The organism is Geodermatophilus africanus (assembly GCF_900107105.1).
GTDB lineage: Bacteria > Actinomycetota > Actinomycetes > Mycobacteriales > Geodermatophilaceae > Geodermatophilus > Geodermatophilus africanus.
In genome coordinates this window covers 271,464-295,481 of the sequence record NZ_FNOT01000003.1, presented here as the reverse complement: position 1 = coordinate 295,481, position 24,018 = coordinate 271,464, and the positions used below count along the sequence as shown (strand labels likewise).

Here is a 24,018-nt window from a genome sequence, read left to right as displayed (position 1 = left end):
GCCGCTGCGGCCCGGAGCCGGGCGGGGCTGACAGGATCGCCGACGTGCGCAGTCCGGACGAGTACGAGGTGTGGCCCGGCCGATCTGCCCCGCTGGGCGCCCACTGGGACGGCACCGGCACCAACTTCGCGCTGTGGTCGGCCGGCGCGCACGCGGTCGACCTGTGCCTGTTCGACGAGGACGGCACCGAGCACCGCCACCGGCTGCGGGAGAACACCCACCAGGTGTGGCACGGCCGGCTGCCCGGCACCGGTCCCGGCCAGCGCTACGGCTACCGCGTGCACGGCGGCTGGGACCTCGGCTCCGGGCAGCGGTACAACCCGGCCAAGCTGCTGCTGGACCCCTACGCCCGCGCGGTCGACGGCGAGCAGTCGCTGCACCCGGCGCTGTTCGGCTTCCGGTACGAGGGCGGCGAGGGCCCCGACCCGCGCGACTCCGCGCCGTACGTGCCGCGCGGGGTCGTCGTCCGCGACTCCTTCCCGTGGGACGGCGACCGATCCCCCGCCACCCCCTGGTCGGACACGGTCATCTACGAGGTGCACGTCAAGGGCGCGACGATCCGCCACCCCGACGTCCCGCCGGCGCTGCGCGGGACCTACGCCGGGCTGGCCCACCCCGCGTTCGTCGAGCACCTGCAGTCCCTCGGCGTGACCGCCGTCGAGCTGCTGCCGGTGCACCAGTTCGTCAGCGAGCCGCACTTGCCCCGCCGCGGGCTGACCAACTACTGGGGCTACAACACGCTGGGCTACTTCGCACCGCACGCGGCCTACAGCTCCGCGGGCACGGCCGGGCAGCAGGTCACCGAGTTCAAGGCGATGGTGAAGACGCTGCACGCCGCGGGCATCGAGGTCGTGCTCGACGTCGTCTACAACCACACCGCCGAGGGCGACCACACCGGCCCGACGCTGTCGTTCAAGGGCATCGACAACGGCGGCTACTACCGGCTGCGCGAGGGCGACCCGTCGCGCTACCAGGACTACACCGGCTGCGGGAACACCCTCGACGTCCGCCGTCCCCAGGTGCTGGCGCTGCTCATGGACTCGCTGCGCTACTGGGTCACCGAGATGCACGTCGACGGCTTCCGGTTCGACCTGGCCGCGGCGCTGGCCCGCTCGCTGCACGACGTCGACCGGCTCTCGGCGTTCTTCGACGTCGTCCACCAGGACCCGGTGGTCAGCCAGGTCAAGCTCATCGCCGAGCCGTGGGACGTCGGTCCCGGTGGCTACCAGGTGGGCAACTTCCCGCCGCTGTGGACCGAGTGGAACGGCCGCTACCGCGACACCGTCCGCGACGTCTGGTCCGGCGCCCGCGTCGGGGTGCGCGACCTGGCCTATCGGCTGACCGGCTCCTCGGACCTCTACCGCTCCGACGGACGGCGGCCCTTCGCCAGCGTCAACTTCGTGACCGCGCACGACGGCTTCCCCCTCGCCGACCTGGTCACCTACGAGCACAAGCGCAACGAGGCCAACGGCGAGGACAACCGGGACGGCGAGAGCCACAACCGGAACTGGAACTGCGGCGTCGAGGGCCCCACCGACGACCCGGAGGTGAACGAGCTCCGCCGCCGGCAGGTGCGCAACCACCTGGCCACGCTGCTGCTGTCCACCGGCGTCCCGATGCTCACCGCCGGCGACGAACTCGGCCGCACCCAGGGCGGCAACAACAACGCCTACTGCCAGGACAACGAGATCTCCTGGCTGGACTGGACCGAGGTCGACGAGGACCTGCGGACCTTCGTCGCCCGCCTGCTGCGGCTGCGCCGGGAGTCGCCGGTGCTGCGGCAGGAGGCGTTCTTCGAGGGCCACGAGCTCGCCGACACCGGCGGCACCCGGGACCTGGCCTGGTTCGCCCCCGGCGGGGCGCAGCTGGACACCGGCGACTGGTTCGACAACGACCTGCAGACGGTGGGGATGTACCTCGACGGCCGCGGGATCCGGCACCGCGACCAGCGCGGCCGGCCGGTGCAGGACGACTCCTACCTGGTGCAGCTGCACGCCGGCGCGGAGCCGGTCACCGTGCACCTGCCCGGCGCCCCGTGGGCCGACGGCTACGAGTTCGCCGCCTCGACGGAGTGGGCCACCGGCGCGCCGCCGCGGCCGACCGTGGTCGCGCCCGGCCCGATCGAGGTGCCGGCGCGCTGCGTGTGGCTGCTGCGGGTCCTGCGCCGGCCCTGACCCCGCGGTCCGGCGCCGCCTGCTCTGCCGGGGTTCCTCGCGTCGTGCGGGTGCGGCAGCGCCGGCAGCGCGCGAGGAACGCCGGCAGTGGTGCGCCCGCCCGGCCCTCGCGCCGTTCCTGTCGCTCCCGCGCTGCTGCGACGGCGCGAGGGCGGGCAGAACAGCGCGGGAGTGCACCCACCCGAGACCTCGAGAGCCCCGGTCCGCACGGACCGGGGCTCTCGTGCCGGCCCCCTGCAGGGTCCCGCCGGCCCCGTCCCGGGTCCCGCCCCGAGCCTGCGAGGGGTGGGGAGGACGGGGTCCTTCGTCAGTCGGGCTGCTGCTCGAAGGTGATGACCGTCCAGCCGAGCAGCAGGCGGTCGCCGTCGGAGAGCGGGTGGGCGACGCCGGGCTCCAGCTGCGTCCACTCGGTGGCCTCGGGGCCGGCGACGTGGGTGCCGTTGAGCGAGCCGAGGTCGACCAGCGACACCTCGCGGCCGCTGCGCTGGATCGCGGCGTGCGCGGAGGACAGCACGTTCTGGGTGTCGGCGATCGGCACCGGCCGCGCCGAGCCCGCGGTGACCAGCTCGTGGTTGTCCGGACGGCGGCCGAGCACCAGGTCCTCGTCGACGGTCACGACCAGACCGTCGTCGAAGCGCAGCACCGGGGCCGGCGCTGCGTCGGGCTTCCAGAAGGCGGTCGCCTCGCCCTCGTCCTCGTGCTGCCGGGACGGGGCGGCCGTCGCGCCGAAGCCCGAGGAGCCCGCGCTGCCGAAGCCGGCGTCGGAGCCGGCGGGAGACGACGACGCGGCCTGCGGGGCGGCGGCCGACGAGGGGTGGGCCACCGCGGCCAGCTGCAGCATCGCGCCCGAGCCGGGCACGGTGCCCTCGACCAGGTCGTAGGCCACGCCCGGCGGCATGCTCGGCACCGGCTGGCCGGGACCGACGTAGAGCGTCTGCCCCAGCTGGAAGCCGCTGGCGAGGGTGCAGCCGTCGACCGAGGAGCCCGACACCGGGACGCCGTCCACGGCGGGCTGGCCCTTGCCGCACCACAGCGCGACGCCGGTGCCCGAGCCGCCCGCGGTGTCGACGAGGACCAGTGCGAAGGACACCGCGCCACCGCCGAGCGGAGCGACCTGACCGGCGACCGCGCCGAGCACGCGCTCCGCGCCGGGGCCGGCCACCCCCAGGCAGGCGTGCAGCGCAGCGACCAGGGCCGGCGAGCCGGGGGCGTCGACCCACAGCAGGCCGCCTCCGCGTCGGGCGACGACGGAGTCGCCTGGCAGGACTTCACAGCGGTCGGGCATGGCGTCCAGCCTAGTTGCGACTCACCCGGCTGGGTGATCGGTCCTCCCCGCCACGCCGATCTCGCCCGGGTGGGCGAGACCGGTGCGACCGGCGGGGCAGGTGTGTCACCCGTGAGCGAGGGCCTCCCTGCCCCGAGTGCTCGCAGGCTCGCAGCGGGACCCTGCAGGGAGGCCGTTCAGGCGCTCGCGACGACCCCGAGCTCGGCCGGGTCGGCCAGGTGCTCCGAGTGCGGCAGCACGCGCACCGTGTACCCGAAGGCGCCGGTGCGCTCCAGCGGCAGCGTGGCGCTGAACCAGTGTCGCGACCCCTCGGTGTGCTCGTGCCGCATCGGCAGCGTGGTGACCTCGTGCAGGCCGTCGGCGTCGTCCACCCGCCCGTAGGCCGCCTGCACCTCGACGTCGGACGGCGTGAGGCCCGGCAGCTCCACCTCGGCGCGCAGTGCCAGCGTCGAGCCGATCTCCGGGGTGTCGCCGGCGCCGGTCGCCTCCACGTGGGCGACCCGCACGGTGCTCCAGCGGTCGAGCAGCCGGGCGCGCCACCCGGCCTCGCTGCGGGCCGGCGCGTAGCCGCCCTCGGCCATCGTCCGGGCCGAGCGGGCCGCGGGCACGTACAGCTCCTGCACGTAGTCGCGCACCATCCGGGTGGCCTGCACCCTGGGGCCGGTCTCGCGCAGCGTGTGCCGCACCATCTCGACCCACCGGGTGGGGACGCCGTCGCGGTCGGTCTCGTAGAAGCGCGGCAGCACCTGGTTGCCGAGCAGGTCGTAGATGGCCCGCGCCTCGATGTCGTCGCGACGCTCGGGGTCGGCCACGCCGTCGGCGGTCGGGATGGCCCAGCCGTTCTGGCCGTCGAACCACTCGTCCCACCAGCCGTCGCGGATGGAGAGGTTCAGCCCGCCGTTGAGCGCGGCCTTCATGCCCGAGGTGCCGCACGCCTCCAGCGGGCGCAGCGGGTTGTTCAGCCAGACGTCGCAGCCCCAGTAGAGGTAGCGGGCCATGCCGATGTCGTATCCGGGCAGGAAGGCGATCCGGTGCCGGATCTCGGGGTCGTCGGCGAACTTCACCATCTGCTGGATCAGCTGCTTGCCGCCGTCGTCGGCCGGGTGGCTCTTGCCGGCGATGACCAGCTGCACCGGTCGTTCGGGGTCCAGCAGCAGCGCGCGCAGCCGCTCGGGGTCGCGCAGCATCAGGGTCAGCCGCTTGTACGACGGCACCCGGCGGGCGAAGCCGATGGTGAGGACGTCGGGGTCGAACGCGCTGTCGGTCCAGCCCACCTCCGACTCCGCGGCGCCCCGCGAGAGCGCGGTGTCGCGCAGCCGCCGGCGCACCTCCTCCACCAGCCGGCCGCGCAGCATCCGGCGGGTGCTCCACAGCTCACCGGCCGGGATCCGGTCCACGCCGTCGAAGTGCACCGGCCCCTGGACGTCGACCGGATCGCCCTGGCTGGTGACCTGGGTGCCCATCTCGACCAGCTCCCGCGCGGTCCAGGTGGGGGCGTGCACGCCGTTGGTGATCGAGCTGATCGGCACGTCGCCCTCGTCGAAGCCCGGCCACAGGCCGCGGAACATCGACCGGCTGACGTGCCCGTGCAGCCGGCTGACGCCGTTGGCGCGCTGGCCCAGCCGCAGGCCCATGTACGCCATGTTGAACTTCGCCGGGTCCTCCTCGGCGCCCAGCGGGATGAGGTGGTCCAGCGGGACGCCGAAGCCGGCGAAGTAGCGCTCGATCAGCGCCCGCGGGAAGCGGTCGATGCCGGCCGGCACCGGCGTGTGCGTCGTGAACACCGTGCCGGCGCGCACCGCCTGCAGCGCCTCGGAGAAGGACAGCCCGTGCGACTCGGTGAGCTCACGGATCCGCTCGATCCCGAGGAAGCCCGCGTGCCCCTCGTTGGCGTGGTAGACCTCCGGCGCCGGCGTCCCGGTCAGCTGGCAGTACGCCCGCAGCGCCCGGACGCCACCGATGCCCAGCAGCATCTCCTGCCGCAGCCGGTGGTCCTCGTCGCCGCCGTAGAGCCGGTCGGTGACGCCGCGCTCGGCCGGCGCGTTCTCCTCGATGTCGCTGTCGAGCAGCAGCAGCGAGACCCGGCCGACCTGGGCCCGCCAGACGTGCGCGAAGAGCGTGCGGCCCTCGGGCAGGGGGACGCTGATGACGACGGCGGTGCCGTCGGGCTGGCGCAGCAGCTTCAGCGGCAGGCCGTGCGGGTCCAGCGAGGGGTAGTGCTCGAGCTGCCAGCCGTCGGCCGACAGCCCCTGCTCGAAGTAGCCGGCCCGGTAGAGCAGCCCCACGCCGACCAGCGGGACGCCCAGGTCGGAGGCGGCCTTGAGGTGGTCGCCGGCGAGGATGCCCAGGCCGCCGGAGTACTGCGGCAGCACCTCGGTGATGCCGAACTCTGCGGAGAAGTAGGCGACCGTGGCCGGCGCCCCCTCCCCCAGCGACTGGTACCAGTGCGGCGCGGACAGGTACTCCTCGAGGTCGTCGACGACGTCCTGCAGCCGGCGCACGAACCGGCGGTCGCGCGCCAGCGTGGCCAGCCGCTCGGCCGACACCTCGCCGAGCACCTGCACCGGGTCACCGTTGCAGGTCCGCCACAGCTCCGGGTCGAGGGCCTCGAAGAGGTCACGGGTCTCGGGGTGCCAGGACCAGCGGAGGTTGGTCACCAGCTGGGACAGCGGCATCAGCTCCTCGGGGAGGGATGCCCGGACGGTGAACCGACGGAGTGCGCGCACGGGGCGAGACTAGCGACGGTCACTGGGGCCGCCGGAGCGGTGCAGCGCCCCACGCGCCAGGATGGGCCATGGCCAGTCGACGCCCCGGTCACCCCTCCGTCCCGCCCGTCCCGCAGCACGAACGGCACGCCTCGGCGGCCGATGTGCTCACCCGACACGCCCTCGATAGCGTGGACCGGATGACTGGCCGCGCTGACCTCCGCCTCGGCATCACCGATGTCGCCCCCGTCGTGTCCTGCGGCGCGTTCTCCGCCCGCGCCGTGGTCGGTGAGCACCTGCCCATCACCGCCACGGTCTTCCGCGAGGGCCACGACGCCGTCGCGGCCAATGTCGTCTGGACCCCGCCCACGGAGGCAGGCGGCGGTCCCACTCGGACGCCGCCCGGTGGGGACGGCGCCGCGCAGCCGTTCCACCGGATGGAGCGCTTCGGGGACCAGCCGGACCGCTGGCTGACCACCGTCGTCCCCGACCGCGAGGGCCGGTGGACCTACCGGGTCGAGGCATGGAGCGACCCGCTGGCGACCTGGCACCACGCGGTCGAGGTGAAGATGGCGGCCGGCCAGGGTCCCGAGGAGCTCGCCAACGACCTGGAGGAGGGTGCCCGGCTGCTCGACCGGGTGGCCGCGGAGGCCGACGGCGACTGGAAGGAGCGGGTGACCGACGCGGCCGCGGCGCTGCGGGACACCTCCCGCGAGCTGCCCGCCCGGGTCGCCCCCGCCCTGGCCGAGGCGCTGCAGCACCACCTGCACGACCACCCGGTGCGCGAGCTGGTCACGCCGGGCCCGGAGTACGAGGTGTGGGTCGACCGCCCGCGCGCGCTGTTCGGCTCCTGGTACGAGTTCTTCCCCCGCTCCACCGGTCCGGTGGTCGACGGGCAGGCCACCCACGGCACCTTCGCGACCTCCGCCGAGCGGCTGCCCGCCGTCGCCGACATGGGTTTCGACGTCGTCTACCTGCCGCCGATCCACCCGATCGGCGCGGTCAACCGCAAGGGCCCGAACTCCGCGCAGTACCCCGGCGGCAACCCCCACGAGATCGGCCCCGACGACCCAGGCTCGCCGTGGGCCATCGGCAGCGCCGAGGGCGGGCACGACGCCGTCCACCCGCAGCTGGGCACCATGGACGACTTCAGGGCCTTCGTCGCGCGAACCCGCGAGCTGGGCATGGAGGTCGCGCTGGACTTCGCGCTGCAGGCCGCGCCCGACCACCCCTGGGTGGAGGCGCACCCGGAGTGGTTCACCACCAAGCCCGACGGGACCATCGCCTACGCGGAGAACCCGCCGAAGAAGTACCAGGACATCTACCCGATCAACTTCGACAACGACCCCGAGGGCATCTACGCCGAGTGCCTGCGGGTGATCCGGGTGTGGATCGACGCCGGGGTGCGGATCTTCCGCGTCGACAACCCGCACACCAAGCCCCTGAACTTCTGGCACTGGCTGATCTGGACGGTCAAGGAGACCGACCCCGACGTGCTCTTCCTCGCCGAGGCCTTCACCCGGCCGGCGATGATGCACCAGCTCGCCCGCATCGGGTACACGCAGTCCTACACGTACTTCACGTGGCGGACCGCGCGCGGCGAGCTCGAGGACTACGGCAGCGAGCTGGCCGCCAACTGCCACTACATGCGGCCGAACTTCTTCGTGAACACCCCGGACATCCTGCACGCGTCGCTGCAGCTGGGCGGCCCGCCGATGTTCAAGATCCGCGCCGTCCTGGCGGCGATGATGAGCCCGACGTGGGGGGTCTACTCCGGCTTCGAGCTCTTCGAGCACGTCGCGGTGCGCCCCGGCAGCGAGGAGTACCTCGACAGCGAGAAGTACCAGCTGCGGCCACGCGACTGGGCCGCCGCCGAGTCCTCCGGGCGCAGTCTCGTCCCCTACCTGCGCCGGCTCAACGAGATCCGCCGCGCCCACCCGGCGCTGCAGCAGCTGCGCACGCTGCGGTTCCACTCGGTGGACAACCCGAACCTCATCTGCTTCTCCAAGACCGACCCCGGCTCGCAGGACGCCGTCCTCGTCGTCGTGGCCCTCGACAGCCACAACACCCAGATCGGGACGACGTCCCTGAACCTGCCGGCGCTGGGCCTGGATTGGTACGAGCGGTTCACCGTCACCGACGAGCTGACCGGCAACAGCTGGGACTGGGGCCAGTTCAACTACGTCGAGCTCGACCCCTACCGGGAGCCGGCGCACGTCTTCTCCCTCACCCACCACCGGCAGGTCCAGGTACCGCCGCCGGTGGCCTGAACACCCCCTCCCCCGCTCCCCCCTGCAGAACCGAGGGCGACTTCCTGCGATGACCGTTCCCGACTCCGACCTCTCCGCCGGCCGTCCCGAGACGGCGCCGTCGGCGCTGCCGGCACCCGGCACCGACCCCGAGTGGTACAAGCGCGCACTCTTCTACGAGGTGCTGGTCCGCGGCTTCGCCGACAGCAACGCCGACGGCGTCGGCGACCTGCGCGGCATGATCGACAAGCTGGACTACCTGCAGTGGCTCGGCGTCGACTGCCTGTGGCTGCCGCCGTTCTTCGCCTCCCCACTGCGGGACGGCGGCTACGACGTCAGCGACTACACCGCGGTGCTGCCCGAGTTCGGCGACATCGAGGACTTCACCGAGTTCCTCGCCGCCGCCCACGCCCGCGGCATCCGCGTGATCATCGACTTCGTCATGAACCACACCTCGGACCAGCACCCCTGGTTCCAGGCCAGCCGCAGCGACCCCGGGGGCCCCTACGGCGACTTCTACGTGTGGAGCGACGACGACACCCGCTACGCCGACGCGCGGATCATCTTCGTCGACACCGAGAGCTCGAACTGGACCTTCGACCCGGTGCGCAAGCAGTACTTCTGGCACCGGTTCTTCTCCCACCAGCCCGACCTCAACTTCGAGAACCCGCGGGTGATCGAGGCGATCCTGGACGCCCTGCGGTTCTGGCTGGACCTGGGCATCGACGGTTTCCGGCTGGATGCCGTGCCCTACCTGATCGAGGAGGAGGGCACCAACTGCGAGAACCTGCCGGGGACCCACGAGATCCTCAAGCAGGTCCGCAAGGTCGTCGAGGCCGACTACCCCGACCGGGTGCTGCTGTGCGAGGCCAACCAGTGGCCGGCCGACGTCGTCGAGTACTTCGGCGAGGACGGCGACGAGTGCCAGATGGCCTTCCACTTCCCGGTGATGCCGCGCCTGTTCATGGCCGTCCGACGGGAGCAGCGGTTCCCCATCTCGGAGATCATGGCCCAGACGCCGGCCATCCCGGACAACTGCCAGTGGGGCATCTTCCTGCGCAACCACGACGAGCTGACCCTCGAGATGGTCACCGACGAGGAGCGCGACTACATGTGGGCGGAGTACGCCAAGGACCCCCGCATGAAGGCCAACATCGGCATCCGCCGCCGGTTGGCGCCGCTGCTGGACAACGACATGGACACCCTCGAGCTGTTCAACGCGCTGCTGCTCTCGCTGCCCGGCTCGCCGGTCCTCTACTACGGCGACGAGATCGCCATGGGCGACAACATCTGGCTCGGTGACCGCGACGGCGTCCGCACCCCGATGCAGTGGACGCCGGACCGCAACGGCGGCTTCTCCACCGCCGACCCGCAGCGGATGAACCTGCCGCTGAACCAGGACCCGGTCTACGGCTACCAGGTCACCAACGTCGAGTCGCAGCTGCGCAACACCAACTCGATGCTGCACTGGCTGCGGCAGATGATCCACGTGCGCAAGCAGCACCCCACCTTCGGTCGGGGCACCTTCGCCGAGATCGGCTCGCGCAACCCGACGGTGCTGTCCTTCGTCCGCGAGTTCGGCGACGACGTGGTGCTCTGCGTCAACAACCTCTCCCGGTTCCCGCAACCGGTGGAGCTGGACCTGCGCCGCTTCGAGGGCTACACGCCCATCGAGCTGACCGGCCGGGTGGAGTTCCCGCAGATCGGCGTCCTGCCCTACATGCTCACCCTGTCCGGCCACGGCTTCTACTGGTTCGAGCTGGCCAAGCCGGCCGAGCCGGTGGAGGAACCGGCCGAGACCGACGACACCTCGGTCGCCGACGCCCTGCTCGCCGCGGGTCTCGTCGGCAGCGGGGACGAACCGCCCACGGCCGGCACGGGAGGTCCCCGGTGAACGCCCTGACCGGACTGCTCCGGGAGTGGATGCCGTCGCAACGCTGGTTCGGCGGCAAGGGACGGGAGTGGGCCGGCGTCGCGGAGGAGAGCTTCTTCCTCGACCGCTCCCACCCCGTGCTGTCGATCCACCGGGTGACGGTGACCTACAGCGACGGCGCCACCGAGACCTACCTGGTGCCGCTGTCGTGGCGGGACCACCCGGCCGAGGAACTGAGCTCGGCGCTCGTCGGCACCGTCCCGTACGAGAACGGCGAGAACTACGCCTACGACGCGATGCGCGACCGCGAGGCGACCGCCACCTGGCTCACCCACCTCGCCGAGGCGGCGTCGATCGGCCCGATGCGGTTCGTGCCGGGCGAGGGCGCCGAGATCCCGGTCGGGCTCCCCGGCGACATCATCTCCACCGAGCAGAGCAACACCTCGCTGGTCTACGGGCAGGAGGCCATCCTCAAGCTGTTCCGCAGGCTCGAGCCCGGCCTCAACCCCGACGTCGAGGTCCACAGCGCCCTGCGCCGGACCGACAACCCGCACATCGCGCCCCTGCTCGGCCACGCCGAGATCGACCACGACCGGGACGCCGACACCCCGCCGGCCACGGTGTTCATGCTGCAGGCGTTCGTGCCCAACGCCAGCGACGGCTGGCGGCTGGCGACGGCGAGCGTCCGCGACCTCTACGCCGAGGGCGACCTGCACGCCGACGAGGTGGGCGGGGACTTCGCCGCCGACAGCGAGCGGCTCGGTGCGGCGACCGCCTCGGTGCACGCCGACATGGCACAGGTGCTGCCGACCGAGGACGCCGACCCGGCCTGGTTCGGCGCGGTCGCCCGGCAGATGAACGAGCGGCTCGACGCCGCCATCGAGGTGGTGCCGCAACTGGCCGAGCACGCCGACGGGCTGCGCGCGGTCTACGCGGCGGTGGCCGACAGCGCCGAGCCCGTCGTCCGCCAGCGGGTCCACGGCGACCTGCACCTGGGCCAGGTGCTGCGCACCGCCACCGGCTGGATCGTGCTCGACTTCGAGGGCGAACCCGCTCGCGCGCTGGCCTCGCGGCGAGAGCTGGACAGCCCCATGCGCGACGTCGCCGGCATGCTGCGCAGCTTCGACTACGCCGCCCGGCACATGCTCGTCGAGCAGCCGGGTGATCAGCAACGCGCGTACCGCGCCCAGGAGTGGGCAGAGCGCAACCGGAGCGCCTTCTGCGCGGGCTACGCGGCCGCGAGCGGGATGGACGCCTGCGGCGACAGCCCGCTGCTGCGGGCACTCGAGGCCGACAAGGCCGTCTACGAGTGCGTCTACGAGGCGCGCAACCGCCCGCACTGGCTGATGATCCCGCTGCAGTCGCTGTCCCGGCTCACCGCCGCGGACTGACGAAGGACCCCTCTGCCCCCCACCGCTCGCAGGCTCGCGGGGGGACCCTGCAGAGGGGCCGGACCACCGACACCAGCACCGAAGAGGACGGCGAGCGATGACATCCCCGGACGAGACCGAGCGCACCACCGACTCACCCCCGACCGGCGGGCGCCCACCCGCGACCCGGGAGGAGCTGCAGGCCGTCGTCGAGGAGCGGACCGCTGCAGCCGAGGCGGCCGAGGAGGGGCCGATCGTCAACGCCGCCCCGGCCCGCAAGCGGGCCGCGGCGAAGAAGGCACCCGCCGCCAAGAAGGCGGCTCCCGCCAAGAAGGCGGCCACCGGCACGGCGGCCAAGCGGACGACGGCCCGGAAGACGACCGCCGACGCTGCGGCGCCGGCGGAGAAGGCGACCAAGCGCGCCCCGCGCAAGAGGGCCGACCAGGGCGACGTCGTCGCCGAGCAGGGCGGCACCGCCGCGCCCGTGGTGGCCCCGGCCCCGATCGCCGAGCCGGGCAGCCCGACCGGCGCCCCGGCCGGGCAGCCCGAGCCGCCGAGCCCCGACCCGGCGGAGCCGAGCACCCCGCAGGCGCCGGACGAGGACCCCGGCACGTCCCCGGCCGAGGCCACGCCCGCGGAGCCGGCGCCCGCCGAGACCGCACCCGCGGAGGACGCCGCGGCCGGTCCCGGCTCGGAGGTCGCGGCGGCTACCGTGCCCGAGGGGCAGGAGCCCGCCGAGGAGGGGCTGGCCCAGCAGGAGGCGCCCGCCGAGATCGGCGAGGAGCAGCTGCGCGCCGTCGTCGACGGGTGGTCCTACGCCCCGCACAGCGTGCTCGGCGCGCACCCCGCCCGCGACGGCTGGGTGGTCCGCACGCTGCGGCCCGACGCGGTCTCGGTGACCGTCGTCGACGAGGACGGCTCCCGCCACGACACCCGTCAGCTGCACCCCGGTGGCGTCTTCGAGGCCCACCTGCCCACGCAGCCCGGGGACTACCGGGTCGAGGTGGCCTACGGGGACGGCGAGGGCGGCACCAACACCTTCGTCGTCGACGACCCCTACCGCTGGCTGCCCACCGTCGGCGAGCTCGACCAGCACCTCATCCGCGAGGGCCGGCACGAGCGGCTGTGGGAGGTGCTCGGCTCGCACGTGCGGCGCTTCGACTCCCCGCGCGGGCAGGTCGAGGGCGTCTCCTTCGCCGTCTGGGCGCCCAACGCCCAGGGCGTGCGGGTGACCGGCGACTTCGACTACTGGGAGGCGCGCGCCTACCCGATGCGGTCGCTGGGCTCCTCCGGCGTCTGGGAGGTCTTCATCCCCGGCGTCCCGGTGGGCTCCCGCTACCGCTACCAGGTGCTCGGCCGCGACGGCGTGTGGCGGCACAAGTCCGACCCGCTGGCCTTCGAGACCGAGGTCCCGCCGCTCAACGCCTCGGTCGTCACCGAGTCCCACCACGAGTGGGCCGACGACGAGTGGCTGGCCGAGCGGGCCCGCGGCGGCTGGCACGAGCGGCCGATGAGCGTCTACGAGGTGCACGCGGGCTCGTGGCGGCAGGGCCTGTCGTACCGGCAGCTGGCCGACGAGCTGGTCGACTACGTCGTCGAGCACGGCTTCACCCACATCGAGTTCATGCCGCTGGCCGAGCACCCGTTCGGCGGCTCGTGGGGCTACCAGGTCACCTCGTACTACGCGCCGACCTCCCGCTTCGGCAGCCCCGACGACCTGCGCTACCTCGTCGACCGGGCCCACCAGGCCGGCATCGGCGTCATCGTCGACTGGGTCCCGGCGCACTTCCCCAAGGACGACTGGGCGCTGGCCCGCTTCGACGGCACCCCGCTGTACGAGCACGGCGACCCGCTCCGGGGCGAGCAGTTGGACTGGGGGACCTACGTCTTCGACTTCGGCCGCTCCGAGGTCCGCAACTTCCTCGTCGCCAACGCGCTCTACTGGTGCAAGGAGTTCCACGTCGACGGCATCCGCGTCGACGCGGTCGCCTCGATGCTCTACCTGGACTACTCGCGCGACGAGTGGGTGCCCAACGTGCACGGCGGGCGGGAGAACCTGGAGGCGATGGCGTTCCTGCAGGAGATGAACGCCACCGTGTACCGGGAGGTCCCCGGCGTGGTCACCATCGCCGAGGAGTCGACGGCCTGGCCCGGCGTCACCCGCCCCACGCACCTCGGCGGCCTGGGCTTCGGCTTCAAGTGGAACATGGGCTGGATGCACGACTCGCTGACGTACATGTCCAAGGAGCCGGTGCACCGCAGCTACCACCACGGCCAGCTGACGTTCTCGATGATCTACGCCTACTCCGAGAACTACGTGCTGCCGATCAGCCACGACGAGGTCGTGTACGGCAAGGGCTCGCTGCTGCGGAAGATGCCCGGCGACCGGTGGCAGCAGCTGGCGAACCTGCGCGCCTACCTGGCGTACATGTGGGCCCACCCCGGCAAGCAGCTGCTGTTCATGGGCTCGGAGTTCGGCCAGGACGCCGAGTGGGCCGAGAGCCGGTCGCTGGACTGGTGGCACCTCGACGACCCCGCGCACCGCGGCGTCCTCCAGCTGGTGACCGACCTCAACGCCCGCTACAAGGAGACCGCCGCGCTGTGGTCCCAGGACGTCGACCCGGCCGGCTTCCAGTGGATCGACGCGAACGACGCCTCGGGCAACGTGTTGTCCTTCCTGCGCTACGGGGCGGGTGCCGGAGGCACGGAGACGCCGGCGCTGGCCTGCGTCGCGAACTTCTCCGGCAGCCCGCACCACGGGTACCGCATCGGCCTGCCGCGGCCGGGCAGGTGGCGCGAGGTGCTCAACACCGACGCCGAGGGCTACGGCGGCTCGGGGGTCGGCAACATGGGCGGCGTCGAGGCCGTCGAGCATCCGTGGCACGGGCAGCCGTACTCCGCGACCCTCGCCGCCCCGCCACTGGGCACCGTCTGGTTCGTGCACGACTGAAAGACCCCCGTCCTCCCGCCGCCCGACGAAGGACCCCGTCCCGCTCACCCCTCGCAGGCTCGGCAGAAGGGCCCTCCTGCCCCCCGCCACTCGCAGGCTCGCGGCGGGACCCTGCAGGAGGGCCGCCGGACGGGGCCTGCGGGCCCCTGGACGTGGGCCGTTTGAGCACGTCACGAGGGCCGCACCGGCGCCCGTCGCTGCAGCTCCAGGGGGCGACGGCGCCGCCGCGATGGGACGATCCGAGGGACATGCCTGCCTCCACCCTGCGACGCGCGGCCGTGGCGCTGCTCACCACGGCCGCGCTGCTGCTGGTGTCCGGCTGTTCGATCTCCGTGGTCGGCCTGCCCAGTCCCGGCCGGGCCCCGGCCTCCGACATCCCCTCCGCCGAGCTGCAGGTCGTCGGCGCCGGCGACGGCCCGATCGACGCCCTCGCGCGCAACGCCCTGGCCGACCTCGAGACCTACTGGGCGCAGCAGTTCCCCGACGCCTTCGGCCAGGACTTCCCGCCGCTCCAGGGCGGGTACTTCAGCGTCGACCCGAACGACGTCGACCCGGGCGCCTACCCCCAGGGCATCGGCTGCGGCTCCGACCCGCGGGACGTCGAGGGCAACGCCTTCTACTGCCAGGCCACCGACGCGCCCAACTCAGACTCGATCAGCTACGACCGCGCCTTCCTGCAGGAGCTCGCCGAGCAGTACGGCCGGTTCATCCCCGCCCTGGTGATGGCGCACGAGTTCGGCCACGCGGTGCAGGGCCGGGTCGGCTACCCGGACTACTCCATCTCGGTGGAGACCCAGGCCGACTGCTTCGCCGGCGCATGGACGGCGTGGGTCGCCGACGGGCAGGCCGAGCACTCGCAGATCCGCGCGCCCGAGCTCGACGAGGTGCTGCGCGGGTACCTGCTGCTGCGCGACCCGGTGGGCATCACCACCGAGGCCGCGCACGGCTCCTACTTCGACCGCATCTCGGCCTTCCAGGAGGGCTTCGACGCCGGCCCCACCGCCTGCCGGGACAACTTCTCCGCCCAGCGGCCCTACACGCAGAGCGCCTTCACGTCGCAGTCCGAAGCCGCCACCGGCGGGAACGCACCGTTCCAGTCGGCCCAGGAGTACGCCGCCGCCGCCCTGCCCGAGTTCTGGGGTCTCGCGTTCGACCGGACCTTCGGGGAGACCTTCACCCCGCCGACCCTGGAGCCGTTCACCGGCACCGCGCCCGACTGCGCGGGCGACGACCTCGAACTGGTCTTCTGCCCGGACGAGGACCTGGTCGGATACGACCAGCGCGACCTCGCCGGCCCGGCCTACGAGATCGGCGACTACGCGGTCATCACCGCCGCCGCCCTGCCCTATGCCCAGTCCGCCCGGGAGCAGCTGGGACTCTCCACCGGCGACGAGGCTGCGGTCCGCTCGTCGATCTGCCTCACCGGCTGGTTCTCCGCGGTCTTCACGGAGACCCCACTCGGCGGTGTGGAGATCTCACCCGGCGACGTGGACGAGAGCGTGCAGTTCCTGCTCGAGTACGGCACCGACCCCGCGGTCGTGCCCGAGGTCGCGCTCACCGGCTTCCAGCTGGTGGACCTGTTCCGCAACGGCTTCTTCCAGGGTCCCGCCGCCTGCGACGTCGGCGTCTGAGGAAGGACCCTCCTGCCCCCGCGGCGGCCCCGTCCCGGGTCCCGAGGCCCCGTCCCGAGGCCCCGTCCGGAGGCCCTCCTGCAGGGTCCCGCCGCGAGCCTGCGAGTGGCGGGGGGGCAGGAGGGTCCTGCTGCCGAGCCTGCGAGGGACGGGGTCCTTCATCGAGGGGTGAGGCGGACGGGGTCCTCAATACAGCGCGAGGGTGAGCTGTCGGCGGGCCGCGGCGACCCGCGGGTCCTGGTCGCCGACCACGCCGAAGAGCTCCACCAGGTGCCGGCGGGCCTGGTCGCGGTCGTCCCCGGCGGTGCGGCGGACGACGTCCAGCAGCCGGTCGAACGCACCCTCCACGTCGCCGGTGCCGAGCAGGAAGTCGGCGGCCCGGGTCTGCGCGGCGACGTCGTCCGGCGCGGCGTCGGCCGCCGCGAGCGCGTCGGGGCCGGCCTCGTCGGCGCGGCGGAACAGCTGCACCTGGCGCAGTGCCAGCCCGGCGACCGGGTGGTCGGGCTCGGCGTCGAGGATCGCCTGGTAGGCCGCCTCGGCCGCGGTCAGGTCACCGCGCTCGAGGGCGGCCTCGGCGACGTCCAGGCGGGGGTCCTCGGCCTCGGCGGCCGCGCCGTCGCCGTCGCCGTCTCCGGAGCCCGGGATCGCATCACCGGTGGTGGCGCGCACCAGCTCGGTGACGAACTGCCGTGCCTGCTCCTCCGGGATGGCACCGGTGAACTCGGCGACCAGCTGGCCCTGCCAGACCGCCTTGACCGCGGGGATGCCCTGGACCCGCAGGCCCTGCGCCAGTGCGGGGTTGGCGTCCACGTCCACCTTGGCCAGCACCCAGGAGCCGCCGCCCTCGGCGGCCAGGCGCTCGAGGACCGGGGAGAGCTGCTTGCACGGCCCGCACCACTCGGCCCACAGGTCGAGCACGACCGGCACCTGGAAGGAGCGGTCGAGCACCTCGGCCTGGAAGGTCTCCTCGGTGACGTCGACGACCGCGGCTCCCGGGGCACCGGCCGGGCCGGCCGCGCTGGAGGGCGGTGCCGCCTGGGCCCGCGCCGCGGCCTCGGAGCGGGCCTTGACGGCGGCGAGGTCGACCGCGCCGGCGAGGGACGCGGCCAGTTGTGCCTGCTGGGCCTGCGCGCGCGGGTCGGGGCGTCCGGGACGGGTGGGCTGCATGACCTCGATCATCCCACCGCCGCCGACGCCGTGTCGGGGGTGCCGGAGCGAGCCCTCAGTCGGCCGGGGTCGCGTCGTCCGCCACGTCGCCAGCGCCTCGCCGCACCCGCTCGAGGATGGCGAACAGCGTGTCCAGCTCGTCGTCGGGGACGTCGCCGAGCCCGAAGTCCAGCGCGGTCAGCGCGGCGGTCGCCTCCTCGACGACGGCGCGGCCGTGGTCGGTGATCGCCGCGAGGACGCCGCGCCCGTCGGCGGGGTTGGGACGCCGGTCGACGTACCCGGCGGCGACCAGCCGGTCGATGGCGTTGGTGACGCTGGTCGGGTGCACCATCAGCCTGCTGCCGATCACCTTCAGCGGCAGCTCGCCGGTGCGGCTGAAGGTGAGCAGCACCAGCACCTCGTAGCGGGCGAAGGTCAGCGCGTGCGGCCGCAGTGCCTCGTCGAAACGGGCCAGCAGGATCTGCTGCACCCGGAAGACCGAGGTGGCGGCCCGCATCGCCGCGGCGGGGCCGAAGCGCTGTTCCCAGGACTCCCCGGCGCGCGCGATGGGATCGAACGGCAACCCCAGCGGACGGACCATGGCCCCAGAGGCTACGGGTGCGCCTCCCCGAGTCGCCGAGATGCGCCCCGCGGCTGTGTCCCGCACCCGGGAGGCCGCGCTCAGCCGCATCTCGGCACCGACCTGTGGACAGCCGACCCGCGACCCCGGGCCGGTGCGGCAGGGTCCCCGGGTGCCCCGCCGCCCCACCTCGCCCGCCCCGCTGCACGGTCGCGTCTTCTGCGGCACCGCCGCCGTCCGTGAGGGGCTGCTCACGCGGGCGCAGCTGAGGAGCTCGGCCTGGCGGCGGCTGTACCCCGACGTCTACGCCTGCCGCGGTCTCGAGGTCACCCACACCGTCCGGGCCCTGGCCGTCACACGTCTGCTGCTGCCCGGCGCGGTGGTCAGCGGACGGAGTGCCGCCGCGGTCTGGGGCGTCGACGCGCGAGCTGCGGAGGACGACGTCGAGGTCACCGTCCCGCCGTCGTGCCGTGGCGGCGCCGTGCCCGGCGTCCGTGTGAGCAGGCGGGCACTGCCGGACGACGACGTGACCCGCACCGTCGGCCTGCCGGTGACCACCCCGCTGCGCACGGCGCTGGACCTGACCCGGACCCTGCCGACCGTGGACGCCGTCGTCCTCCTCGACGCCCTGCTGCGGATCGGCCTGGTTCGCCTCGCCGACGTCCGCAGCGCAGCCGCGGCGGCGACCGGCCGGGGCTGCCGTCGGGCCCGCGAGGCCGCGGCGCGCGCCGACGGTCTCGCTGAGTCACCGCAGGAGACGCGCCTGCGGTTGGTCCTGCTCGCCTCGACCCTCCCCGCGCCGGTCGCCCAGCACACCGTCCGCGACGGCGAGGGCCGCTTCGTCGCGCGGGTCGACTTCGCCTGGCCCGAGCACCGCCTCGCGCTCGAGTACGAGGGCGCCTGGCACGGCGAGCCGCAGAACGTCGTCCGGGACCGGGCCCGGCTCAACCGGCTGACCGCGGCGGGTTGGCGGGTCGTGTTCGTGACCGCGGCGGACCTGCGCCGGCCGGCACGACTGCTGGCCCGCGTCGCTACTGCACTGGCCGCGCCGAGATCCGCCTGAGGGCTGTTCCGACGATCCCGGTGGCAGCCACCGGCCGCATCTCGACGCACTCGACGAGCCGGGCGGCTACCGGGGGGCGGGGCGCAGCGGGGGCAGGTGTCGCACCCCGAACACCTCGCGCAGCGCCACCTGCGCGGCGTTGTCGCCGCAGGCGCCGTGCACGGCCGGTCCGGGCGGGGTCGCCGACGAGGCGAGGTAGACGCCGGGCACCGGGGTCTTGTAGGTGTTCCAGCGCGGCACCGGCCGGGCCAGCATCTGCCACAGCGACGCCTGGCCGTTGGAGATGTCCCCGCCGAGGTAGGTCGGGTTCCACGCCTCCATCTGGACGGCGTTCTTGGTGACCCGCTCCACGATCGTGTCCTTGAAGCCCGGCGCGAACCGCTCGATCTGGTCCTCGATGGCGTCGGTCAGGTCGAGGTCCGACCCGTGCGGGACGTGCACGTAGGCCCAGAACACGTGGCCCCCGGCCGGCGCCCGCGTCGGGTCGGGCACGGTCGGCTGGACGGCGAGCACGTACGGGCGGTCGGTGCGCTCGCCGCGGTTGGGCGCCCGCTCGCCGGCGATGGTCTCCTCGAGGTCGCCGGCGACGTGGATGGTCCCGGCCCGCCGGACGTCGGGGTTGGTCCAGGGCACCGGGTCGGAGAGGATCCAGTCGACCTTGAACACCCCCGCCCCGTGCTTGTAGCGGCGCACCCAGCGGCGGTAGCCCTCGTGCACCCGGGCGCCGGCCATCGCCACGAAGGCGTCGGGCGTGGTGTCGAGCAGCACCGCCGGCACGCCGTCGAACTCGCGCAGGTCGGTGACCAGGTGCCCGGTCTGCACCTCGCCGCCCTGCTGCTCCAGTGCGGTGACCATCGCGTCGGCCAGGTTCTGCGACCCGCCCTCGACCAGCGGCCAGCCGACGTGGTGGCCGAGCATCGTCAGCAGCATCCCGAGCGCCGAGGTCAGCGGCCGGCTCAGGTCCAGCATCCCGTGCGCGGCCGCCCCGCCGAGCAGCGCGCGGGCCTCCTCGGTCTCGAAGTACCGGTGGGCCAGCCAGCGCACGTTGGGCAGCCCGTTGAGCCCGAAGTGCACGATCTGCGGCACGCTGCGGGTGGGCAGCCGCCGCAGCCGGCTGGTGAGGAAGAAGTCGACCACGTCCCGGCCGTGCTCGACCAGCGGCTCGAACAGCCGGCGGTACGCCGGCCCGTCGACGCCGAGCCCGGCCGCGGTCTCCGCCAGCGAGTGGTAGGCGACCGAGGCGCGCCCGCCGTCGAGCGGGTGCGCGTAGTTGACCTCCGGCTGCACCAGGCGGACGCCCCGGCTGGCCAGGTCGAACTCGCGGAAGAACGGCGCCGCGGCGGCCATCGGCTGCACGATCGAGCAGACGTCGTGCCGGTAGCCCGGCCGCATCAGCTCCTCGGTGCGCATGCCGCCGCCCGGACGGTCGGCCGCCTCGACGACCTGGACCCGCAGCCCGGCAGCGGCCAGGCGGAGGGCGGCGGCGAGCCCGTTGGGCCCGCTCCCGACGACGACGGCGTCCGGCTTGCCGTTCACTGCCACAGCCCGTTCACCCCGTCATCGTGCCCTCAGCGGCTCACAACTGCCCGAGCAGCGTGTCGGCGGCGCGGAACGGGTCGCTCTCCCCCGCCACCACCTGCTCGGCGAGGGCGTCCAGCGCCGCCGAGCCGCGCACGTCGCCCATCCGCGCGCGCAGCGCGGCCACCGCGATCGCCTCGATCTCCCGCGCCGCGCGGACCGCCCGGCGGCGGTGCCCCTCCCCCGAGGACGCCAGCCACTCGCGGTGCCCGGCGATCGTGTCGACGAGCGCGTCGATGCCGGTGCCGGTGGCGGCCACGGTGCGGCGGATCGGCGGGCGCCACGCACCGGTGAGGTCGTGCCGGCCGCCGAGGGAGAGCGTGTAGCGCAGGTCGCGCACGGCCTGGTCCGCGCCGTCCCGGTCGGCCTTGTTGACCACCAGGACGTCGGCGACCTCCAGGATCCCCGCCTTGGCGGCCTGGATGCCGTCGCCCATGCCCGGCGCGAGCAGCACCAGCGTGGTGTCGGCGAGCGAGGCGACCTCCAGCTCCGACTGCCCGACGCCGACGGTCTCCACGAGCACGACGTCACACCCGGCGGCGTCGAGGACCCGCAGCGCCTGCGGCGTGGCCCAGGCCAGCCCGCCGAGGTGGCCGCGGGAGGCCATGGACCGGATGTAGACGCCGTCGTCCCCGGCGTGGTCCTGCATGCGCACCCGGTCGCCGAGCAGTGCGCCGCCGGAGAAGGGGGACGACGGGTCGACCGCGAGGACGCCGACCCGCAGGCCGCGCGTGCGGTAGGCGCGCACCAGCGCGGTCGTCGTCGTGGACTTGCCGACGCCGGGCGCGCCGGTCAGGCCGATCACCCTGGCGTGCCCGGTGTGCGGGGCGAGCGCCGCGGCGACCTCGCGCAGCGCTGGGCTGGCGTCCTCGACCAGCGAGATCAGCCGCGCCACCGCGCGGGCCTCGCCGTCCCGGGCGCGGGCGACCAGGTCCGGGACGTCGACCGCGCGACGGCCCCGCCTCCCCTGGGGGGAGACGGGGCCGGGTGCCCGGACCGCAGTGTCCACCGCGTCAGCGGGGATCGCAGGGCCCTCCGGGGTCACGCCTTCGCGGGCACGTGCAGGATCAGCGCGTCGCCCTGCCCGCCGCCGCCGCACAGCGCGGCGGCACCCACCCCGCCGCCGCGGCGGCGCAGCTCCAGCGCCACGTCCAGCACGATGCGGGCGCCGCTCATGCCGATCGGGTGGCCGAGGGCGATCGCGCCGCCGTTGGGGTTGACCTTCTCGGGGTCGATCCCGAGCTCCTTGGTCGAGACGAGGGCGACGGCCGCGAAGGCCTCGTTGAATTCGACGAGGTCGAGGTCCGCCGGGTCGATGCCCTCGCGCTCGCAGGCCCGCTGGACGGCGCGCGACGGCTGGCTCTGCAGTGTCGCGTCCGGGCCGGCGACGACGCCGTGGGCACCGATCTCGGCGATCGGGGTGATGCCCAGCTCGGCGGCCTTCTCCGCGCTCATGACGACGACCGCGCAGGCGCCGTCGGAGATCTGCGACGCGGTGCCGGCGGTGATCGTGCCGTCCTTGGCGAAGGCCGGCTTCAGCCGCGACAGGGTCTCCACCGTGGTGTCGACTCGGACACCCTCGTCGTCGCGGAACTCGATCGGGTCGCCCTTGCGCTGCGGGATGAGCACCGGGGTGATGGCCTCGTCGAAGACGCCGTTCTTGCCGGCGCGGGCGGCCTTCTGGTGGCTCTCGGCGGCGAACGCGTCCTGCTCCTCGCGGGTCAGGTCGTACCGGCTGTTCGCCTGCTCGGTCAGCGCGCCCATGGCGACCTGGTCGAAGGTGTCCGACAGCCCGTCGTGGGCCATCGCGTCGACCAGCGTGGTGTCGCCGTACTTGGTGCCGGTGCGGGAGTTCGGCAGCAGGTGCGGCGCCTGGGTCATCGACTCCTGTCCGCCGGCGACGACGACGTCGAACTCGCCGGCGCGGATGAGCTGGTCGGCCAGCGCGATGGCGCTCAGGCCGGAGAGGCACACCTTGTTCACGGTGATCGCCGGCACCGTCATCGGGATGCCGGCGGCCACGGCCGCGGGACGGGCCGGGTTCTGACCGGCGCCCGCCTGCAGCACCTGACCCATGATCACGTACTCGACCTGGTCGCCGGAGATGCCCGCCCGCTCGAGCGCGGCCTTGATCGCCACGCCACCGAGGTCGGCGCCGGAGAAGTCCTTGAGCGAGCCGAGCAGCCGCCCCATCGGGGTACGGGCGCCGCTGACGATGACCGAACGGGACATGTGCCGCCTCCAGGGCCGGGTCGCCGACGCCGGCGACTCACGTGGTCGTTACCGCCGCGACGGGGACACGGCGTCGATCCCGCCGAGGATAGGCCGCCCCGAGCGACACGGACACGAGCGTGACGCAGTTCTCAACGCGTTCGATCGTGCACGATCGGGTAGGGCCCAGGACCACGTCATCGAGACGGAGGAGGCTCCGATGCCTCGCCTGAACGTCGGCACCGACAACGGCCGGCCGGTCGAGATCCACTACGACGACGCCGGCGCCGGCCGCCCGGTCGTGCTCATCCACGGGTGGCCGCTGTCCAGCCGCTCCTGGGAGGCGCAGGTCGGGCCGTTGGTCGCCGCCGGCCACCGGGTGGTGACCTACGACCGCCGCGGCTTCGGCGACTCCTCGCAGCCCTGGGACGGCTACGACTACGACACCTTCACCGCCGACCTGCACGCTCTGCTCGAGCACCTGGACCTGCGCGACGTCGCGCTCGTCGGGTTCTCCATGGGTGGTGGGGAGGTCGTCCGCTACATCGCCACCCACGGCGTCTCGCGGGTCAGCCGCGCGGTGCTGGCCGCCGCCGTCCCGCCGTATCTCTACAGGTCCGACGACAACCCGGACGGCGGGCTGGACGACGCCACCATCGAGCAGTTCCGGCAGGGCGTGCTCACCGACCGGCCCGCCTTCCTCGACGGCTTCACGGCCCAGTTCTTCAACGCCGGCGGCAAGGGGCTGCTGGGCCGGAAGTCCGGAGAGGTCAGCGAGCAGCAGCGGCAGTACGCGCTGCGCATCGCCGAGTTCGCCTCGCCGAAGGGCACGCTCGACTGCATCACCGCGTTCGGCCGCACCGACTTCCGCGGCGACGTGGCCAAGGTGACCGTGCCGACGCTGGTCGTCCACGGCGACTCCGACGCGATCGTGCCGTTCGAGGTCAGCGGCAAGCGGTCGCACGAGCTGATCCTGGGCAGCGAACTGGTCGTCATCGAGGGCGGCCCGCACGGCGTCAACACCTCACACCCGGAGCAGTTCAACGAGGCGCTGATCTCCTTCCTGGCGCGCTGAAGGAGGACCTGACCGCCCCACCCCTCGCGAGCTCGCGCCAGGCCTCGTCCAGAGGCTCGCCGCGAGCCCGACCGGCCCCGTCCAGAGGCTCGCCGCGAGCCTGCGAGCGGTGAGGAGGACGGGGTCCT

Annotated in this window: 15 protein-coding genes; 8 read left to right on the top strand and 7 right to left on the bottom strand. The window is 73.6% G+C overall.

Features of this window, described 5'->3' with window-relative positions; translation table 11 throughout:
- Positions 1-44 precede the first annotated feature (44 nt).
- Positions 45-2,174, top strand: coding sequence for a glycogen debranching protein GlgX (gene glgX / locus BLW63_RS06705; RefSeq protein ID WP_091152776.1), 2,130 nt, complete (start codon positions 45-47; stop codon positions 2,172-2,174).
- Positions 2,175-2,481: 307 nt separating this feature from the next.
- Here glgX and BLW63_RS06700 read toward each other — a convergent pair whose 3' ends face one another.
- Both BLW63_RS06700 and glgP read right to left on the bottom strand, forming a co-directional pair.
- Positions 2,482-3,459: an FHA domain-containing protein gene (locus BLW63_RS06700; RefSeq protein WP_091152774.1), complete on the bottom strand. Its 978-nt coding sequence runs from the start codon at positions 3,457-3,459 to the stop codon at positions 2,482-2,484.
- 176 nt (positions 3,460-3,635) lie between these two features.
- Positions 3,636-6,185: an alpha-glucan family phosphorylase gene (gene glgP, locus BLW63_RS06695; protein ID WP_091152771.1), complete on the bottom strand. Its 2,550-nt coding sequence runs from the start codon at positions 6,183-6,185 to the stop codon at positions 3,636-3,638.
- Between the two features lie 179 nt (positions 6,186-6,364).
- Here glgP and BLW63_RS06690 point away from each other — a divergent pair, with 179 nt between their 5' ends.
- The 5 genes from BLW63_RS06690 to BLW63_RS06670 all read left to right on the top strand — a co-directional run bounded on the left by BLW63_RS06690 (position 6,365) and on the right by BLW63_RS06670 (position 16,237).
- Entirely contained in the window at positions 6,365-8,434 is a 2,070-nt protein-coding gene (locus tag BLW63_RS06690; protein ID WP_091153190.1) for an alpha-1,4-glucan--maltose-1-phosphate maltosyltransferase, read from the top strand.
- 49 nt (positions 8,435-8,483) lie between these two features.
- Positions 8,484-10,307 carry a maltose alpha-D-glucosyltransferase gene (gene treS, locus BLW63_RS06685; protein WP_091152769.1) on the top strand — a complete coding sequence of 608 codons (1,824 nt, stop codon included), beginning with the start codon at positions 8,484-8,486 and terminating at the stop codon, positions 10,305-10,307.
- Positions 10,304-11,677 carry a maltokinase N-terminal cap-like domain-containing protein gene (locus BLW63_RS06680; protein ID WP_091152767.1) on the top strand — a complete coding sequence of 458 codons (1,374 nt, stop codon included), beginning with the start codon at positions 10,304-10,306 and terminating at the stop codon, positions 11,675-11,677. Before treS ends, BLW63_RS06680 begins: the two co-directional genes overlap by 4 nt.
- A gap of 97 nt (positions 11,678-11,774) precedes the next feature.
- On the top strand, positions 11,775-14,606 hold the full coding sequence (gene glgB, locus BLW63_RS06675; RefSeq protein ID WP_091152765.1) for a 1,4-alpha-glucan branching protein GlgB: 2,832 nt from the start codon (positions 11,775-11,777) through the stop codon (positions 14,604-14,606).
- A gap of 248 nt (positions 14,607-14,854) precedes the next feature.
- Positions 14,855-16,237, top strand: coding sequence for a neutral zinc metallopeptidase (locus BLW63_RS06670; protein ID WP_244522409.1), 1,383 nt, complete (start codon positions 14,855-14,857; stop codon positions 16,235-16,237).
- A gap of 186 nt (positions 16,238-16,423) precedes the next feature.
- On the opposite strand, the gene BLW63_RS06665 is transcribed toward BLW63_RS06670, so the two are convergent.
- Both BLW63_RS06665 and BLW63_RS06660 read right to left on the bottom strand, forming a co-directional pair.
- Positions 16,424-17,404, bottom strand: a complete 981-nt coding sequence (locus tag BLW63_RS06665) for a tetratricopeptide repeat protein (protein ID WP_091153186.1) — start codon at positions 17,402-17,404, stop codon at positions 16,424-16,426.
- Between the two features lie 55 nt (positions 17,405-17,459).
- The gene (locus BLW63_RS06660) at positions 17,460-17,984 is read right to left on the bottom strand and encodes a MarR family winged helix-turn-helix transcriptional regulator (protein ID WP_091152763.1); all 525 of its coding nucleotides are present in this window, start codon (positions 17,982-17,984) and stop codon (positions 17,460-17,462) included.
- Positions 17,985-18,135: 151 nt separating this feature from the next.
- Between BLW63_RS06660 and BLW63_RS06655 the strand changes: the two genes are divergently transcribed.
- A complete protein-coding gene (locus BLW63_RS06655) occupies positions 18,136-19,026 on the top strand; it encodes a PDDEXK family nuclease (protein ID WP_091153184.1) in 891 nt (296 codons plus the stop codon).
- Positions 19,027-19,092: 66 nt separating this feature from the next.
- On the opposite strand, the gene BLW63_RS06650 is transcribed toward BLW63_RS06655, so the two are convergent.
- The 3 genes from BLW63_RS06650 to BLW63_RS06640 are packed head-to-tail and all read right to left on the bottom strand — an operon-like array spanning position 19,093 to position 22,836.
- Complete coding sequence (locus BLW63_RS06650) at positions 19,093-20,562, bottom strand: phytoene desaturase family protein (protein WP_091152761.1); 1,470 nt, start codon at positions 20,560-20,562, stop codon at positions 19,093-19,095.
- Positions 20,563-20,602: 40 nt separating this feature from the next.
- Positions 20,603-21,613 (bottom strand): methylmalonyl Co-A mutase-associated GTPase MeaB, encoded by a 1,011-nt coding sequence (meaB, locus tag BLW63_RS06645; protein ID WP_244522408.1) that lies wholly within the window; start codon positions 21,611-21,613, stop codon positions 20,603-20,605.
- Between the two features lie 32 nt (positions 21,614-21,645).
- The gene (locus BLW63_RS06640; RefSeq protein ID WP_091152759.1) at positions 21,646-22,836 is read right to left on the bottom strand and encodes an acetyl-CoA C-acetyltransferase; all 1,191 of its coding nucleotides are present in this window, start codon (positions 22,834-22,836) and stop codon (positions 21,646-21,648) included.
- Between the two features lie 199 nt (positions 22,837-23,035).
- Here BLW63_RS06640 and BLW63_RS06635 point away from each other — a divergent pair, with 199 nt between their 5' ends.
- Positions 23,036-23,890, top strand: coding sequence for an alpha/beta fold hydrolase (locus BLW63_RS06635; protein ID WP_091152757.1), 855 nt, complete (start codon positions 23,036-23,038; stop codon positions 23,888-23,890).
- Positions 23,891-24,018 lie beyond the last annotated feature (128 nt).

Excerpts from the sequence above, each read along its gene's own strand:
- BLW63_RS06700 (WP_091152774.1), bottom strand. The coding sequence starts at position 3,459 with ATGCCCGACCGCTGTGAAGTCCTGCCAGGCGACTCCGTCGTCGCCCGA.
- BLW63_RS06640 (WP_091152759.1), bottom strand. The coding sequence starts at position 22,836 with ATGTCCCGTTCGGTCATCGTCAGCGGCGCCCGTACCCCGATGGGGCGG.
- treS (WP_091152769.1), top strand. The coding sequence starts at position 8,484 with ATGACCGTTCCCGACTCCGACCTCTCCGCCGGCCGTCCCGAGACGGCG.
- BLW63_RS06665 (WP_091153186.1), bottom strand. The coding sequence starts at position 17,404 with ATGCAGCCCACCCGTCCCGGACGCCCCGACCCGCGCGCGCAGGCCCAG.
- BLW63_RS06670 (WP_244522409.1), top strand. The coding sequence starts at position 14,855 with ATGCCTGCCTCCACCCTGCGACGCGCGGCCGTGGCGCTGCTCACCACG.
- BLW63_RS06660 (WP_091152763.1), bottom strand. The coding sequence starts at position 17,984 with ATGGTCCGTCCGCTGGGGTTGCCGTTCGATCCCATCGCGCGCGCCGGG.
- BLW63_RS06635 (WP_091152757.1), top strand. The coding sequence starts at position 23,036 with ATGCCTCGCCTGAACGTCGGCACCGACAACGGCCGGCCGGTCGAGATC.
- glgB (WP_091152765.1), top strand. The coding sequence starts at position 11,775 with ATGACATCCCCGGACGAGACCGAGCGCACCACCGACTCACCCCCGACC.
- BLW63_RS06690 (WP_091153190.1), top strand. The coding sequence starts at position 6,365 with ATGACTGGCCGCGCTGACCTCCGCCTCGGCATCACCGATGTCGCCCCC.